This window comes from Nocardiopsis sp. M1B1 (assembly GCF_052466615.1).
Genome location: NZ_CP196194.1, coordinates 261,535 through 276,477, shown reverse-complemented (window position 1 = coordinate 276,477; position 14,943 = coordinate 261,535). Strand labels below are relative to the sequence as shown.

Sequence of the window (14,943 nt, the reverse complement as noted above, 5' to 3'; positions counted from 1 at the left end):
CCGCCCCTCCCCCCTTCGCCCCGCCCGCAGCCCTCCGAGGAAGACCGTGGCAACCTTCTCCGTCATCTTCGTCCCCCGCGACTTCTACTACGACTCCAAGCCCGTCTACGACTGCGCGGCGGACCTGGAGATCCTCAACGCGCGCGTCCTCGGCCGGGCCGACGACCTCAACGGGAGCTTCGACTCCGCCGCGGGCGAGTTCACCGACGTCATCGCCTGGGACGTCCGCAGCCTGTCGGAGGAGGACCTCCAGAACTGGCGGGACGCCGCCGTCTCCGTCACCTACGCCGCGTCGGCCGCCGAGAGGTGGGGGGACGTCGTCAAGGCCTTCCACGACGAGCGCGACGCCCAGATCACCGAGTGGGAGAGCAGCAGGACGGCGAAGGAGAACGCCGTCCCCTCCAAGTACCAGGACGACCACATCACCGCGTCCCACCCGCAGGCCGACGGCTTCCTGTGGACGGACTGGGGCGCGGGGGACGAGGCGCGGTGCAGGGCCCTCTACGACGAGCTCGTCACCGTGCAGGAGGGGCTCATCAGCCGGGAGCAGACCAACTGGCAGAAGCTCCAAGACGGCGCCGAGGAGATCCGGACGATGCTCGAACAGGGGCCGACCCCGGAGAACGTCCGCAAGCTCATGGACTCGGGCAACGCCAGCTGGGCGTTCCTCAACCTCGACCCCTCCCGGTACTCCTCGCTCATCGACGACAGCGAGCTCACGCCCGAGAACGCCGAGCAGTACGCCGACGAGCTCGCCGCCTACTGGTCCGGTGACAAGCCGCTGGACGACCGCTACCACGAGATGATGCTCGTGCTCACGATGGTGGGGACCGGCGCCCGGCAGAACCAGCAGGACGGCACGCAGCTCAGTCCCGAGGAGATCGCGTTCCTGGAGGAGTTCTACGCCCAGCTGGAGGAGCCCTACCGCAGGGACGGGGCCGGGGCGGGCATCATGGTCTACCCCGAGCTCATGGCCGAGTCCGACATGAGCGACGAGGAGCGCGAGGACGCCCTCGGCGTCCTCGGCAACGGGCTGCTCGCGCTCTCGGACCCCGCGCTCGGCGGAGGGTACGACAACCTGCCCGAGAGCTTCCGGTACGCCGTCGAGGGCTCCTGGATCAACCCCGACGCCGAGAACAAGCTCCCCGGCACGCCCGTGAGCATGGGGATGGACATGAAGGCGCTCTCCGCCTTCATGGAGCACACGGACGAGGGCCTCCAGGGCGGCTACGGGCTGTCGACCAACCTGCACCTGACCACCGGCGCGTTCCTCGACGCCTGGGGCGACGACCCCGACCCCGACGGGGTGCTGCCCGACTCCGAGCAGGTCTCCCACATCATCGACGTGGCCAGCCGCAACACCGACGCCAACTACTACATGCTCACCGGCGACCACCTCAACGGTGAGGAGGGCGTCGACCACGGCGACGAGGACCTGCGCACGCGGGCGCTGGAGGGCACGCTCACCCACGAGTGGCACGACGACGGGCGCACCGCGCGCCAGCTCACCGACTGGCTGGCCGAGGACATCCACAGCGAGGACCCCGACGTGCGCCAGCGGGCCGGGGACGGTTTCGCCGGGTTCATGGAGACCATCACCGACAAGGACATGCACACGGCCCTCGTCAACACCGGCGTGGACGTGACCGAGGGGGACAACGAGTACTCCGACGCCTCGTTCACCCAGTTCAACGGGGAGCTGGCCGACAGCCTCGCCGACGTCTTCGACGCGCACATCTACAGCTTCGCCAACGGTGAGGTGCTCGACGGCGGTGACGTGCCGAACTCAGGTATCGGGAAGTTCGAGGCTGACAAGAGCTTCGTGAACATGGGGCCCGACGAGCGGGCCATGTACATGCAACTCCTCATGGGCAACGACGAGACCGCCGGGCGTGTCTTCAGCTCCGTGCACACCTACCAGCAGCTCGAGTCGATCGCTTTTCTGGAAAACGGAAACGAAACGACCACCGCGGGTGGTGCCGGGCAGCTCCAGGGGCTATTGGAACGGGCCCTGTGGCTGGAGTCGCAGGACCGCAGCGCCGACCTGGACGAAACCATCGAGCGCAAGACACAGATCGCAGAGTTCGTGGTCGGTGAGGCGGCAGGACTATCCGAGAAGATTCCGACCATCGGAACAGCCGTGGCCATGGGACTGGAACTCGGCCAGGACAGTATCGTTAACGCGGTCATCAACGGCGAGTACGAAGTCTCGCCCCGATCTCTCCTCTACACCAGCAATGACACCATTCAACGGGACTTCCAGGTGGAAGCTCTCGACCACCTGACACAGAACAACCCTCAAGTTTTCCAGGAAACCCAACGGGGCGATTTCAGAGTTCTAGTAGACAGCGGCGTCGTGACCATCGAACGCGACGGGCAGGTACTCAGCGCCTCCGACATCACCAACGATTTCACCTTCGATCAAGGTGTCACGGTCAGCGTCGACAAGAGTACCGACTGGTCACAGTTCGTAGCCGACGATCGCCATAACGTCGACGACGCCCTACTGAACATCATGGACACGACACACATCCGTGGAGAGTACGTTGACCCGTTCGGCCAACTTGTCGAGCGAGACGATCCCAGCGACAAGTGGGTGGATGACTTCACGCGGGAATACACCGATGCCTACGACACGACACGAGAATACTTCAATGGTGATGTCGAAGGCTTCGACAAACCAGAAAGTGAATCCGAGGAGTAATGAAATCGCGGGCCACCGCACCGTTCCCACCCCGACCCACCTCGGAGGAACGTTGAATCGTCGTGAGGGCCGTACACCTGCATACCTGGTAGCCGCTCTGGCCATGTGCGCGGCGCTGACCGCGTGCTCCACGCCCGAGCCCGAGGAACCGGACATGGGGGGGCTACCGCCCGGCTACGTCTCCCGCTCATGGGTCGAACGGGAGGTCATGCTGCATGTCCTCGACCGCATGCTCATCGAGAACGAACCGGCGGAAGACGTCGAGGACATCACCGAAAGTCCGAACACCCTCTTCGAAGCCCACATCCTCAAGGAGGGCGAGGACAGGTACTTCGTCGAGTTCGACAAGGACGCATGGAAGGACGACGAGGTCGGCGGCACCACGATGATCGACAGATCCTTGCACGGCGCCATCAACTTCGAAGAGGTCGCCTGGTGTGGCGAACCCATCGGAGGGGAGGAGATCGTCGACGCCTACATGGAGGAGTTCTGGGAGACCCTCGACTCCCACGAGGAGTACACGGCCAGCATCGCCGACTACGTCGACTGCGGGGACGGCACCCCGTAGCCCTCCCAGGCCCTCCGGGGACGGGCTCCGCGCACGGAAGGGGGCCGGTGCGACGATCTCGCACCGGCCCCCTTCCCGCTGTCCCGAAAGCCCCTACCCCCAGGCCAGGGCGGTCAGCTCCGGGTCCTCCAGCGCCGTGCCGATGTCGCGCAGCACCTTGGAGCCCAGCTCCCCGTCGACCAGGCGGTGGTCGAAGGACAGCGACAGGGTCGTCACCTTGCGGACCTTGAGCTTGCCCTTGTGCACCCAGGGCATGTCCCGGATCTGCCCGAAGGCGAGGATGGCCGCCTCGCCCGGGTTGAGGATCGGGGTGCCCGCGTCCACGCCGAACACGCCGACGTTGGTGATGGTGATGGTGCCGCCGGACATGTCCGCCGGGCTGGTCTTGCCCGCCCGGGCGGTGTCGGTCAGCCGCTTCAGCCCCGCCGCCAGCTCCGGCAGGGTCATGGCGTCGGCGTCCTTGATGTTGGGCACCACCAGGCCTCGCTCGGTGGCCGCCGCGACCCCCAGGTTCACGTAGTTCTTGACCACGATCTCCTGGTTCTCCTCGTCCCAGGAGGCGTTGACCTCCGGGTGCCGCCGGACCGCCATGAGCAGGGCCTTGGCGACCAGCAGCAGCGGGGACACCCGGACGTCGGCGAAGTCGGGCCGCTCGCGCAGGCGCGCGACCGCCTTCATCGTCCTGGTGACGTCCACCTGGAGGAACTCGGTGACGTGCGGAGCGGTGAACGCGCTGTTGACCATCGCCGCGGCCGTGTGCTTGCGCACACCCTTGACGGGCACGCGCCGCTCGCGCGCGGTGCGGTCCACGGCCGCCGCGGGGGCGGCCTCCACGGTCTCCGCCGTCTCCGCGGCCTCCGGGCCCACCGGAGCCCGACCGACCGCGGCCCGCACGTCCTCGCGGGTGACGACGCCGTTCTCCCCCGTGGGGGTGACCGACGCCAGGTCCACGCCGAGGTCCTTGGCCAGCTTGCGCACCGGCGGCTTGGCGAGCGGGCGGCCCGATCCCGGGGCCGGGGCGGGGGCAGGGGCCGCCTGCGTCTCCCGCACCGCGGGCGTGTTGGCGGGCGCGGGCTCGCTGACGCGCGGCACGGGCGGCGACGCCGGTGCCGAGGGGCCCGGGCGGCGGCGCGGGCGGCGCTGGGTGGAGGCCGCCTTCTCGCCGTAGCCGACCAGCGGCTTCTCCCGCTCCTCGGAGTCCGCCGACGGGGCGGCCTCCGGGGCGGAACCGCCGGAGCCGTCGTCCACGGTGATGATCACCGCGCCGACCTCCACGGTCTGGCCCTCCTCGGCCAGCAGTTCGCGCACCGTCCCCGCGAACGGGCTGGGGAGTTCGACGACCGCCTTGGCGGTCTCGATCTCGCAGATCATCTGGTTGACCGTGATCTCGTCACCCGGCTTGACGTACCAGGTGAGGAGTTCGGCCTCGACCAGGCCCTCCCCGACGTCGGGCAGCTTGAACGACTGCACTCCGCCGACGGCGGGTGCGTTCTTGGAAATCGCCATGTCCTTCGGTTTCCCCGATCCCTAGTACGCGAACGCCCGGTCGACCCCGTCCAGGACCCGGTCCAGGTCCGGCAGGTAGTGCTCTTCCAGCCGGGACTGCGGGTAGGGGGTGTCGAACGCGGCCACGCGGATGACCGGCGACTCCAGGTGGTAGAAGCACTCCTCGGTGACCCGGGCGGCGATCTCCGCGCCGGGGCCGCCGGAGAGGGGGGCCTCGTGGGCGACGACCAGGCGTCCCGTCCTCTTCACCGAGGCGAACAGGGTCGGGTAGTCCACGGGGGACAGCGAACGCAGGTCGACGACCTCGACGGAGTGGTCGGTGTCGGCCTCGGCGGCCTGGAGCGCCGTCTTGACCATGGGCCCGTACGCCAGGAGGGTCACGTCCGTGCCGGGACGGACCACGCGCGCGGCGCCCATCGGGGCGGCCTCGGCGATGGACGCCCCGGTGTCGACCTCGGCCTTCTCGTAGTAGCGCCGCTTGGGCTCCAGGAAGATCACCGGGTCGTCGGAGCGCACCGCCTGCTGGATCATCCAGTAGGCGTCCTCGGGGTTGGCGACCGACACCACGCGCAGCCCGGCGGTGTGGGTGAAGTAGGCCTCCGGGGACTCGCTGTGGTGCTCGACCGCGCCGATGCCGCCGCCGTAGGGGATGCGCATGACCACGGGCATGCTGAGCGTGCCCGCCGAGCGGCGCCGCATCTTGGCAAGCTGGGTGAAGGTCTGGTTCGCGGCCGGGAAGAAGAAGCCGTCGAACTGGATCTCCACCACGGGTCGGTAGCCGCGCATGGCCATGCCGATCGCGGTGCCGACGATGCCGGACTCGGCGAGGGGGGTGTCGATGACCCGGTCGGCGCCGAAGTCCTTGTGCAGGCCGTCGGTGACCCGGAAGACGCCGCCGAGCCTGCCGACGTCCTCGCCCATGACCAGGACCTTGGGGTCGTGCTCCATGGCGGCGCGCAGGCCGGCGTTGATGGCCTTGCCGATGGTGAGGTTGGTTCCCATGGCCTAGCGGCCCCCTTCCGCGCCCGCGCCCTCGAAGGAGGCCAGGTAGTCGGCGAATTCGGACCGCTGCTGGTCGATGTGGACGTTGGGCTCGGCGTAGACCTCGTGGAAGATGTCGAGGGGCTCGGGGTCGGGCAGGGACCGGCACTCGGTGCGCACCTGCTCGCCCAGCCGGTCCGCCTCGGCGTCCACGGACGCGAAGAACTCCTCGTCGGCGTGGCCGCCCCGCTCCAGGTAGCGGCGGACCCGCAGGATCGGGTCCTTGGCCTTCCACTCGTCGAGCTCGGCCGACGCGCGGTAGCGGGTGGGGTCGTCGTTGGTGGTGTGGGCGCCCATCCGGTAGGTGAACGCCTCCACGAGCGTGGGGCCGTTGCCCTCGCGGGCGTTGGACAGCGCGGCGCGGGTCACGGCCAGGCAGGCCAGGACGTCGTTGCCGTCCACGCGCAGGCCGGGGAAGCCGAACCCGGCGGCGCGCCGGTAGATGGGCACGCGGGCCTGGCGCTCCAGCGGCTCGGAGATCGCCCACTGGTTGTTCTGGCAGAAGAAGACCACCGGGGCGTTGTTGACCGAGGCGAAGTTGAACGCCTCGTTGGTGTCGCCCTGACTGGTGGCCCCGTCGCCGAAGTAGGAGATGACGGCGGTGCCGTCCTCGCCGACGGCGCCGTCGCGCTGGACGCCCATGGCGTAGCCGGTGGCGTGCAGGGCCTGGCTGCCGATGACGATCGTGTACAGGTGGAAGCCGTGCTCGTGGGGGTCCCAGCCCCCGTTGGTGACACCGCGGAACATGCCGAGCAGCTCGCGGGGCTCGATGCCCCGGCACCACGCGACGCCGTGCTCGCGGTAGGAGGGGAACGCCATGTCCTTCGCGCCCAGTGCGCGCGCGGAGCCGATCTGCGCGGCCTCCTGGCCCAGCAGCGAGGCCCACAGGCCCAGCTCGCCCTGGCGCTGGAGGGAGACCGCCTCGCTGTCGAACCTGCGCACCAGGACCAGGTCGCGGTAAAGGGCGCGGATCTCCTCGGCGCTGATGTCCAGGGGGTAGTCGGGGTGCCCCGTCAACTCCCCTTCCGGTGTCAGGAGCTGGATCAGCTCCGGTTCCTCGTGCACGGTCGTGTCCGACACGTTGCTCCCTCGGGTTCTCGGGGCCGAATTCGCGTGGGTGAACGCTGATCGGCCGAATCACGGTCCTCGTCCCACCCGGGGTGGTGGGCGGGAGTTGGACAGCCCTCTCCATATCGTGACAGACCTCACCATGGAGAGCGCAAGCCCTCAGCGTCACCTTTTCAGCTGCGGGCCCCATGATCCCCGATCGACGACCAGGGCGATTACCAGGGCTTCCTAGCACTTACAAGGGTTTCCAACGACTTTTCGAGAGCGTGGCCGCGACACGCCGGAGACCGGCCGCCCCGGACGCGGGGAACCACGCATCCGGCTCTCCGGCACCGTCGGGGAGTCGTCGTTCCGCGGCCCCTCCGGACCCGCCCGCATGACATCCGTCATGCGACGATCGCTGTGAAACGCGGAAGAACCGGATGATCGGCGGTACTACTGCGCGTCGTCCGCCGAAACGTAGGTTCGGAACATGGACCGCGACGACGAACACCCCTCCGCACAGCCGACCCGGACGGCTCCCCCGGCCCCGGGCGCCGAGTACCCGCCACCCGGGACCAACCCGCCTCCCGGGACCAAGAGGCGGCGCGGCCCCCGCCCGGTCCCGCCGGGTGTGCCCTACCACCGCGTCCTCGCCCACGAGAAGCGGCGCGTCTGGCGCGGCATCGCCGCCCTCGTCCTCTTCGTCGGCGGGATGCTGGTCTTCTCCTTCGCCGCCGGGCTCCTCGGCGCGTTCGTCGACCTGGCGCTCGGCCGCTCCAGCGTGATGCTGGGCGGGGACGAGTTCACCCCCGTCGCCCAGGCCTCCGCCCTGCTCGGGCTCGCCCTGCTGCTGCCGTGGAGCATGCTCATCCAACGGTGGCTCTACGGTGTGCGGGGCGCCTCGCTGCACTCGGTGCGGTCGCTCTTCCGGGCCGACGTGTTCGGGCGGACCCTCCTGGTGATCCTGCCCGTCTGGACGGTCTATCTGGCCGTGTTCTCGGTCTTCACGCCCTATCCCGAGACATCCTGGCTGTTCACCGACCTCATCGCCATGTTCGCCGTCATCCTGCTGCTGGCGCCCTTGCAGTCGGCCGGTGAGGAGTACGGTTTCCGCGGGCTCGTCTTCCGTGTCGCCGCGAGCTGGGGCCGGAGCGCGCGCACCGGCCTCGTCCTCGGCGTCCTCGTGTCGAGTCTGCTGTTCATGCTGGCCCACCTGGCCTTCGACCCGTGGCTCAACCTGTACTACTTCACGATGGGCGTCACCCTCGCTCTCGTCACGTGGCGCACGGGCGGTCTGGAGATCGCCGTGGTCATCCACGCGGTCAACAACACGCTCGCCTTCCTCATCACCGTCATCACGCGCACCGACGTCATGGAGGGGATGGACCGGTCGATGGGCGCCGGGTCGCCCGTCATGCTCGTGCCCTGCGTCCTCCTCGTCGCGGTCACGGCCGTGGTGTGGCTGCGCACGCGAAGGACGGGACCGGAGGCGACCCCCGTGGAGTCGGCCCCGACCCCGGCGGAACGGAACGCGTGATCGGTCAGGGGGAAGGCGGGCCCTGTCCACGGGCCCGGCTCGGGTACCGGACGGGAGCGTCGGACCCGGGGCGCACCCGCTCTCCGGGTTCGGGGGGGCGGGCCCTTCGCGGCCGGTTACCCGGCGGCGGCGTGCGCCCTGGAGGCGGGGACCCTCATGCCGCGGTCGCGGGCGTAGTCGGCGAGCATCTCGCGGAGCTGGCGGCGGGCGCGGTGCAGCCGGGACATCACCGTCCCCAGGGGCGTCCCCATCCGATCGGCCACCTCCTTGTAGGCGTAGCCCTCGATGTCGACGAGGTAGATGACCTCCTGGAACTCCTCGGGCAGACGGGCGAGCGCCTGCTTGATGTCGGAGTCGGGCAGGTGGTCCAGGACCTCGTTCTCGGCCGACCTCATGCCGGACGACGTGTGCGCCTCGGCGGCGGCGAGCTGCCAGTCCTTGATCTCGTCGGTGGTCTCCTGGCGCGGTTCGCGCTGCTTCTTGCGGTAGCTGTTGATGAAGGTGTTGGTCAGGATCCGGTAAAGCCAGGCTCGCAGGTTCGTACCCGCGCGGAACTGGTGGAAATTCGCGAAGGCCTTGGCGAAGGTCTCCTGCACGAGGTCCTCCGCGTCGGCGGGGTTGCGGGTCATCCGCAGGGCCGTGGGGTAGAGCTGGTCGGCGAACGGTGTCACCGCGGTGGCGAAGTCCAGCGTCTGCTCCCCGTCGCGGGTCTCACCGGTCGTGGAGGCCTGGTCCATTTCGATAGTCGTCAAGATTCCCCCTCAGGACGACCGGACGGTCACTTCCACTCTGTAAGACGCCGCCGAAGGCCTCCAATGATGACATCAATCCGCGTGATACGAGTCACGGGACCCCCGAAACAGTCACCTGCACTGTCCAACGTGAGGTAAAGGCCCGGCGCGCCTCCTGGTCAGGATGCCTACCCGTTTGCGCGTGCCGTACGCTTGCGACGTTCCCCTCCCCGCCGGTCCGGGGAGGCGGCCCGCCCGCCGCAGGCACGTGCGGCACACCCCTTTTCCTTGTGGAGGACCCTGTGGCCCGCGTCGTTGTTGACGTCATGCTCAAGCCCGAGATCCTGGACCCCCAGGGCCAGGCCATCGCCGGGGCCTGCTCCCGGCTGGGCTTCGCGGGGATCGAGCAGGTCCGCCAGGGCAAGCGCTTCGAGGTCGAGGTGGAGGGCGCGGTGGACGAGGCCAAGCTCGCCGACGTCCGCCGCCTGGCCGAGACCCTCCTCGCCAACACCGTCATCGAGGAGTACAGCGTGCGCGTGGAGGACTGACCTCCGAGCGTGTGATCCGGAGCACTCCTCGCGCCGCGCCCCTCCCGGAATCCGCCGCCGCCGGAAACCCGCGGAGAAATCCGCGGGAATTCGTCCGCACGGCGTCCGACGTGCCTGAAGCGCCGGAGAGAACGGCCGTGTCCCCCGCCGGGGACGCGGCTGTTCGTTTTACTCCGTCCGCCCTCGGGGAAGGTTCCTAACATGCCGGGATGAACACGACAACGGAGCACGAGAGGTGTACGAATGGACGCCGATTTCTCGATCTCCCTCCCTAGGCAGGCGTACACGGTCGCCGTCGCACGCGATGTCCTGGGCACCCTCCTCGTTCGCGCGGGAGTGTGCCGGGACTGCGTCGACGACATCCTCCTGGCCGTCTCCGAGGCCTGTGCCAACGCGATCGACCACGGCGGACCGGCCCGTGACTACAGGGTCGAGGCGGAGATGGGCGGGCGATGGTGTGAACTGCGGATATCCCATACCGGGAGAGCGCCCGATCCCGTGGCGCTCGCGGAGCGGTTCACCACCGACCACACGCCCCTCCCCGGTCTGGAAGCGGAATCGGGCAGGGGCATTCTGTTGATGCGCTACCTCATGGACGAGGTCGCCTTCGAGGGGGAACCAAGGACGACGGTCCTGCTGCGCAAGCGGCTCACGGCTTGTGACGGACCGCCGGAGGACAGCGCCGCCGAGCAGGTGCCGGCCCAGCGCTACGCCCTGATGTGAGCAGGCCGAGCCGCGTGTCCCCCGGCCCCGGGACGCGGCGGCCAGCGGCCAGGGCCGAGACCGCGCCGACGGCGCGCGTGTCCACCGCCCCGCCGCGAGCGGGGGCCACCCCGTGACGCATCACACAGGGCGCTGCCCGCAGCGCCGGTTCCGCCTGTGGAATGCCACACCGGAACGCGGCGGGTGACCGCGGGAGTTCGGAGCTTCCTCCAAGGAAAAGGCCCCCGAGGGGCTCCGCCGTCGTACCCGACCACAGGTGAGCGGGTACGCTGCGGAGTGCGGACGCACCGTCCCCAGGGACGGGGCCAGGCAGCGGCGTCTCCCTCGCCGCACTCTCCCCGTGCACGCGGGGACGGACTCGACCCGATCTCTCGGAGTGTGCTCATGACAGCCCGTGTGGGCGTCGTCACCTTCCCCGGCTCCCTCGACGACAAGGACGCCGCGCGCGCCGTCGCGCTGGCGGGCGCCGAACCCGTCTCGCTCTGGCACGCGGACGCCGATCTCAGGGGCGTCGACGCCGTGGTGCTGCCCGGCGGCTTCTCCTACGGCGACTACCTGCGCTGCGGGGCCATCGCCCGGTTCGCCCCCCTGATGTCGGAGCTGGTCCCGGCCGCCCGTTCGGGCGCGCTGCCGGTCCTGGGCATCTGCAACGGCTTCCAGATCCTGTGCGAGAGCCACCTGCTGCCCGGAGCCCTGACCCGCAACTCCTCGCTGCGGTTCGTCAACCGCGACCAGGTGCTGCGCGTGGAGAACGCCGGCACCGCGTGGACCGGCGCCTACACCGAGGGCCAGGAGGTCCTGGTGGTGCTCAAGAGCGGTGAGGGCAGCTACGTCGCCGACGAGCACACCCTGGACGAGCTGGAGGCCACCGGCCGCGTCGTGGTCCGCTACGTCGGCGGCAACCCCAACGGCTCCCGACGCGACATCGCCGGGATCACCAACGAGCACGGGAACGTCGTCGGCCTCATGCCGCACCCCGAGCACGCCGTCGAAGCGCTCACCGGCCCCTCCGACGAGGGCCTGGGCTTCTTCTCCTCGATCCTCGCCCACCTGGCCGCCGGTTCGCCGGTGAACGCCTGAGTCGCATCCCGAACTGGAGGGTTGGCCGATGATGGGGCTGCTGCGCTCCAGAAGGACGATGTTCGTCCTCGTGGGGCTGGTCGTGGTCGGACTGGTGGTGTCCGCGGGCATCGGCCTGTTCAACGCCATCGGCTCTGCGCCCGTCGCCTCACCGCCCCCTCCCCAGGGCCAGCAGGACGGGGGCCGGGGCGGCGCCCCGTCCCAGAACCCGCCGCCGGACGTGGACGTGCTCGGCCAGGCGCCCTCCGGTCTGAGCTACGTCTCCGACCCGGAGGCCGACGTCTACTGCGAGGGCACCGAGTGCGTCCGGCTGGTCATGGTCATGACCGAGGACGGTGAGCTGACCGAGGACTCGCGCGAGACCGTCGACACGGTGGTCTCCCACCTCCTCAGCCGGGGCTGGGAGGAGCAGGAGCCCCAGGGAGCGCCCGCGGAGCAGGTCTTCCTCAGCGACGGCGAACACATGCTGGCCGACACCTCCGCCCACGACGAGTCCGAGTCCCCGGCGACGCTGATGCTCGGCGACGCGAGCGGGCCCCAAACGCCCTGACCCGACCTTCCGCGCCGTTGGTCGGACGCCACGGCCCGGCTTCCACCCGCACATCCCGAACGGAACCACGCATGTCTGAAGCACCTGGTCTCGACACCGTCGCCGTGGCGCACGACAACCCCGACACACCCCAGCCGTACGCCGAACTGGGCATGGCCAAGGACGAGTACGAGCGGGTACGCGAGATCCTGGGCCGCCGTCCCACCTCCGCCGAGCTGGCCATCTACTCGGTCATGTGGAGCGAGCACTGCTCCTACAAGTCGTCCAAGGTGCACCTGCGCCAGTTCGGGGAGAAGGCGCCCGAGAACGACGCCCTGCTCGTCGGCATGGGCGAGAACGCGGGCGTGGTGGACGTCGGCGACGGCCGCGCGGTCACGTTCAAGATCGAGTCGCACAACCACCCCTCCTACGTGGAGCCGCACCAGGGCGCGGCCACCGGCGTGGGCGGCATCGTGCGCGACATCCTCACCATGGGCGCCCGCCCCGTCGCGGTGATGGACGCGCTGCGGTTCGGCCCGGCCGACGCCGACGACACCAAGCGGGTGCTGCCCGGCGTGGTGTCGGGCATCTCCTTCTACGGCAACTGCCTGGGGCTGCCCAACATCGGCGGTGAGATCGGCTTCGGTGCCGGGTACATCGGCAACCCGCTGGTCAACGCGCTGTGCATCGGCGTGATGCGGCACGAGGACATCAAGCTGGCGCAGGCGCCCGGCCCGGGCAACAAGGTGGTGCTGTTCGGCTCCACCACCGGCCCCGACGGGATCGGCGGCGCCTCGGTGCTGGCCAGCGCCACCTTCGACGACGAGTCGCACGCCAAGCGGCCCAGCGTGCAGGTCGGCGACCCGTTCATGGAGAAGCTGCTCATCGAGTGCAGCCTGGAGCTGTTCGAGAAGGACCTGGTCGTCGGCATCCAGGACCTGGGGGCGGCGGGCGTGTCCTGCGCCACCACCGAGCTCGCGGCGGGCGGCACCGGCGGCATGCGCGTCCAGCTGGACCGGGTCCCGCTGCGCGACCACCGGCTCACTCCCGAGGAGATCCTCATGAGCGAGTCGCAGGAACGCATGATGGCGATCGTCGAGCCCGCGAAGCTGGACGAGTTCCTGGCCATCTGCGACAAGTGGCAGATCCTGGCCACCGAGATCGGCGAGGTCACCGACGTGACCCCCGAGGAGGCCGAGCGCGGCGGCCGCCTGGTGATGACCTGGCACGGCGAGACCGTGGTGGACATGCCGCCGCGGACCGCCTCCGACGAGGGCCCCGTCTACCAGCGCCCGTACGCGCGCCCGGCCTCGCAGGACTCGCTCCAGGCCGACGACGCCGGGAAGCTGCCCCGGCCCTCCGGCGACGCAGAGCTGCGCGAGCAGGTGCTGCGCGTGCTGGGCGCCCCGGGTGTGGGCGACCCGGCGTGGGTCACCCAGCAGTACGACAGCTACGTGCGCGGCGACACGGTGGTCTCCACCCCGCACGACGCCGGGATGATCCGCGTCTCCGACGACTCCCAGCGCGGCGTGGCCCTGTCCACGGACGGCAACGGCCGCTTCACCCGGCTGGACCCGTACGCGGGCACGCAGCTGGCCTACGCCGAGGCCTACCGCAACGTCGCCGCGACGGGCGCGCGCCCGCTGGCGGTGACCAACTGCCTCAACTTCGGCTCGCCCGAGGACCCCGGGGTGATGTGGCAGTTCGCCGAGTCCACCCGCGGCCTGGCCGACGCCTGCCAGCAGCTGGGCACTCCGGTGACCGGCGGGAACGTGAGCTTCTACAACCAGACCGGTGACGTGGCGATCAACCCGACCCCGGTGATCGGTGTGCTCGGCGTGATCGACGACGTGCGCACCCGGCTGCGGACGGCGTTCGAGACCGACGGCGCCCGGGTGTTCCTGCTGGGCGAGACCCGGCCGGAGTTCGGCGGCTCGGCGTGGGCCGACACGGTCCACGCCCACCTGGGCGGGCTGCCGCCGCGGGTGGACCTGGCCGCCGAGGCCGCCCTGGGCGAGGTGCTGGCCGCCTCCGCCGAGCGGGGCCTGGCCGAGGCCGCGCACGACCTGTCCGACGGCGGCCTGGCGGTCGCGCTGGCCGAGTCGGCGATGCGCGGCGGCCGGGGCGTGCGGGTGACCGTGGACGGGGACGTGTTCACCGCCCTGTTCAGCGAGTCCGGCGCACGCGCGGTCGTCGCGGTGCGGCCGGGCGAGGAGGAGGCGTTCGTGGCGCTGGCCAACGAGCACGGCGTTCCGGTGGAGCAGATCGGCGTCGTGGGCGGCGAGGCCCTGTCGGTCACCCACCCCGGCGGCGCCGTGGAGATCGCGCTGACCGACCTGCGCGCCTCCTACGAGGCGGCCCTGCCCGCCCTGATGGACGGCGTGTGACACTGACCGTTCTCGGCGGGGGCGTCCTTCGGGGCGTCCCCGCCGCGTCGTCTCAGCCGACCCTCATCTGCTCGTCACCGAAGTCGGCGACGATCACCAGGGTCCCGCCCAGCGCGGAGACGTAACGGTCCAGGACGTCCCTCCCTGAACCGGTGGCCGCTCCCGCGTCTTCGTGTACGGCGCCCGGAGGAGGTTTTCCGCGTGGTTGCCGCTGGCTGGGTAGGGGACCGGGAAGAACCGGCAGACCGGGTCCCACGCGGGAACCGGGAGCGTACGGCGACGGAAGGGAGCGCGTGTCATGCGACGCGGCAGGTTGAAGGGTCCCCTGGGCAGCCACGAGCGTCCGGCGAGCGCCCTGGGTTTCCGTGCGGTGCTGGCCGTGTTCGGCGCCCTGGTACTGCTGTTCGGCGCGATCGCCGCGTACGTGTGGACCGACCAGGTCTGGCTGGTCGTCCTGCTCGGCGCGGGCTTCGTCGCCGCGTGCGTGAACGTGTACTGGGTGTCCAGGCGCCGCAGGTACGAGCACCGCTCCCCCTGAC

At 70.1% G+C, this 14,943-nt stretch carries 13 protein-coding genes; 9 read left to right on the top strand and 4 right to left on the bottom strand.

The window, feature by feature from the left end:
- Positions 1-46 precede the first annotated feature (46 nt).
- Entirely contained in the window at positions 47-2,704 is a 2,658-nt protein-coding gene (locus tag ACSTA4_RS01235) for a TPR repeat region-containing protein (RefSeq protein WP_444962140.1), read from the top strand.
- 154 nt (positions 2,705-2,858) lie between these two features.
- Entirely contained in the window at positions 2,859-3,272 is a 414-nt protein-coding gene (locus ACSTA4_RS01230; protein WP_308211743.1) for a hypothetical protein, read from the top strand.
- Positions 3,273-3,365: 93 nt separating this feature from the next.
- Here ACSTA4_RS01230 and ACSTA4_RS01225 read toward each other — a convergent pair whose 3' ends face one another.
- Genes ACSTA4_RS01225 through pdhA form a run of 3 tightly spaced genes read right to left on the bottom strand, consistent with a single transcriptional unit; the run spans position 3,366 to position 6,899 of the window.
- Positions 3,366-4,778: a dihydrolipoamide acetyltransferase family protein gene (locus tag ACSTA4_RS01225; protein WP_444962139.1), complete on the bottom strand. Its 1,413-nt coding sequence runs from the start codon at positions 4,776-4,778 to the stop codon at positions 3,366-3,368.
- Positions 4,779-4,799: 21 nt separating this feature from the next.
- Positions 4,800-5,780: an alpha-ketoacid dehydrogenase subunit beta gene (locus ACSTA4_RS01220; protein WP_019610797.1), complete on the bottom strand. Its 981-nt coding sequence runs from the start codon at positions 5,778-5,780 to the stop codon at positions 4,800-4,802.
- Between the two features lie 3 nt (positions 5,781-5,783).
- The gene (gene pdhA / locus ACSTA4_RS01215; protein ID WP_019610798.1) at positions 5,784-6,899 is read right to left on the bottom strand and encodes a pyruvate dehydrogenase (acetyl-transferring) E1 component subunit alpha; all 1,116 of its coding nucleotides are present in this window, start codon (positions 6,897-6,899) and stop codon (positions 5,784-5,786) included.
- 460 nt (positions 6,900-7,359) lie between these two features.
- Here pdhA and ACSTA4_RS01210 point away from each other — a divergent pair, with 460 nt between their 5' ends.
- A complete protein-coding gene (locus tag ACSTA4_RS01210; RefSeq protein ID WP_444962138.1) occupies positions 7,360-8,406 on the top strand; it encodes a lysostaphin resistance A-like protein in 1,047 nt (348 codons plus the stop codon).
- A 116-nt stretch (positions 8,407-8,522) separates the two neighbouring features.
- On the opposite strand, the gene ACSTA4_RS01205 is transcribed toward ACSTA4_RS01210, so the two are convergent.
- Positions 8,523-9,158, bottom strand: coding sequence for a sigma-70 family RNA polymerase sigma factor (locus ACSTA4_RS01205; protein ID WP_444962137.1), 636 nt, complete (start codon positions 9,156-9,158; stop codon positions 8,523-8,525).
- Positions 9,159-9,439: 281 nt separating this feature from the next.
- Here ACSTA4_RS01205 and purS point away from each other — a divergent pair, with 281 nt between their 5' ends.
- The 6 genes from purS to ACSTA4_RS01175 all read left to right on the top strand — a co-directional run bounded on the left by purS (position 9,440) and on the right by ACSTA4_RS01175 (position 14,942).
- Positions 9,440-9,685 carry a phosphoribosylformylglycinamidine synthase subunit PurS gene (gene purS, locus ACSTA4_RS01200; protein WP_444962136.1) on the top strand — a complete coding sequence of 82 codons (246 nt, stop codon included), beginning with the start codon at positions 9,440-9,442 and terminating at the stop codon, positions 9,683-9,685.
- A gap of 243 nt (positions 9,686-9,928) precedes the next feature.
- Positions 9,929-10,408 (top strand): ATP-binding protein, encoded by a 480-nt coding sequence (locus tag ACSTA4_RS01195; protein WP_248773068.1) that lies wholly within the window; start codon positions 9,929-9,931, stop codon positions 10,406-10,408.
- A 384-nt stretch (positions 10,409-10,792) separates the two neighbouring features.
- A complete protein-coding gene (purQ, locus tag ACSTA4_RS01190; protein ID WP_444962135.1) occupies positions 10,793-11,488 on the top strand; it encodes a phosphoribosylformylglycinamidine synthase subunit PurQ in 696 nt (231 codons plus the stop codon).
- 28 nt (positions 11,489-11,516) lie between these two features.
- Positions 11,517-12,038: a hypothetical protein gene (locus tag ACSTA4_RS01185; RefSeq protein WP_444962134.1), complete on the top strand. Its 522-nt coding sequence runs from the start codon at positions 11,517-11,519 to the stop codon at positions 12,036-12,038.
- A gap of 71 nt (positions 12,039-12,109) precedes the next feature.
- The gene (gene purL / locus ACSTA4_RS01180) at positions 12,110-14,404 is read left to right on the top strand and encodes a phosphoribosylformylglycinamidine synthase subunit PurL (protein ID WP_444962133.1); all 2,295 of its coding nucleotides are present in this window, start codon (positions 12,110-12,112) and stop codon (positions 14,402-14,404) included.
- 298 nt (positions 14,405-14,702) lie between these two features.
- Positions 14,703-14,942, top strand: coding sequence for a hypothetical protein (locus tag ACSTA4_RS01175; RefSeq protein ID WP_248773064.1), 240 nt, complete (start codon positions 14,703-14,705; stop codon positions 14,940-14,942).
- Position 14,943: the final 1 nt, after the last annotated feature.

Excerpts from the sequence above, each read along its gene's own strand:
- purL (WP_444962133.1), top strand. The coding sequence starts at position 12,110 with ATGTCTGAAGCACCTGGTCTCGACACCGTCGCCGTGGCGCACGACAAC.
- ACSTA4_RS01220 (WP_019610797.1), bottom strand. The coding sequence starts at position 5,780 with ATGGGAACCAACCTCACCATCGGCAAGGCCATCAACGCCGGCCTGCGC.
- ACSTA4_RS01210 (WP_444962138.1), top strand. The coding sequence starts at position 7,360 with ATGGACCGCGACGACGAACACCCCTCCGCACAGCCGACCCGGACGGCT.
- ACSTA4_RS01225 (WP_444962139.1), bottom strand. The coding sequence starts at position 4,778 with ATGGCGATTTCCAAGAACGCACCCGCCGTCGGCGGAGTGCAGTCGTTC.
- ACSTA4_RS01185 (WP_444962134.1), top strand. The coding sequence starts at position 11,517 with ATGATGGGGCTGCTGCGCTCCAGAAGGACGATGTTCGTCCTCGTGGGG.
- purQ (WP_444962135.1), top strand. The coding sequence starts at position 10,793 with ATGACAGCCCGTGTGGGCGTCGTCACCTTCCCCGGCTCCCTCGACGAC.
- ACSTA4_RS01195 (WP_248773068.1), top strand. The coding sequence starts at position 9,929 with ATGGACGCCGATTTCTCGATCTCCCTCCCTAGGCAGGCGTACACGGTC.
- ACSTA4_RS01230 (WP_308211743.1), top strand. The coding sequence starts at position 2,859 with ATGGGGGGGCTACCGCCCGGCTACGTCTCCCGCTCATGGGTCGAACGG.
- ACSTA4_RS01175 (WP_248773064.1), top strand. The coding sequence starts at position 14,703 with ATGCGACGCGGCAGGTTGAAGGGTCCCCTGGGCAGCCACGAGCGTCCG.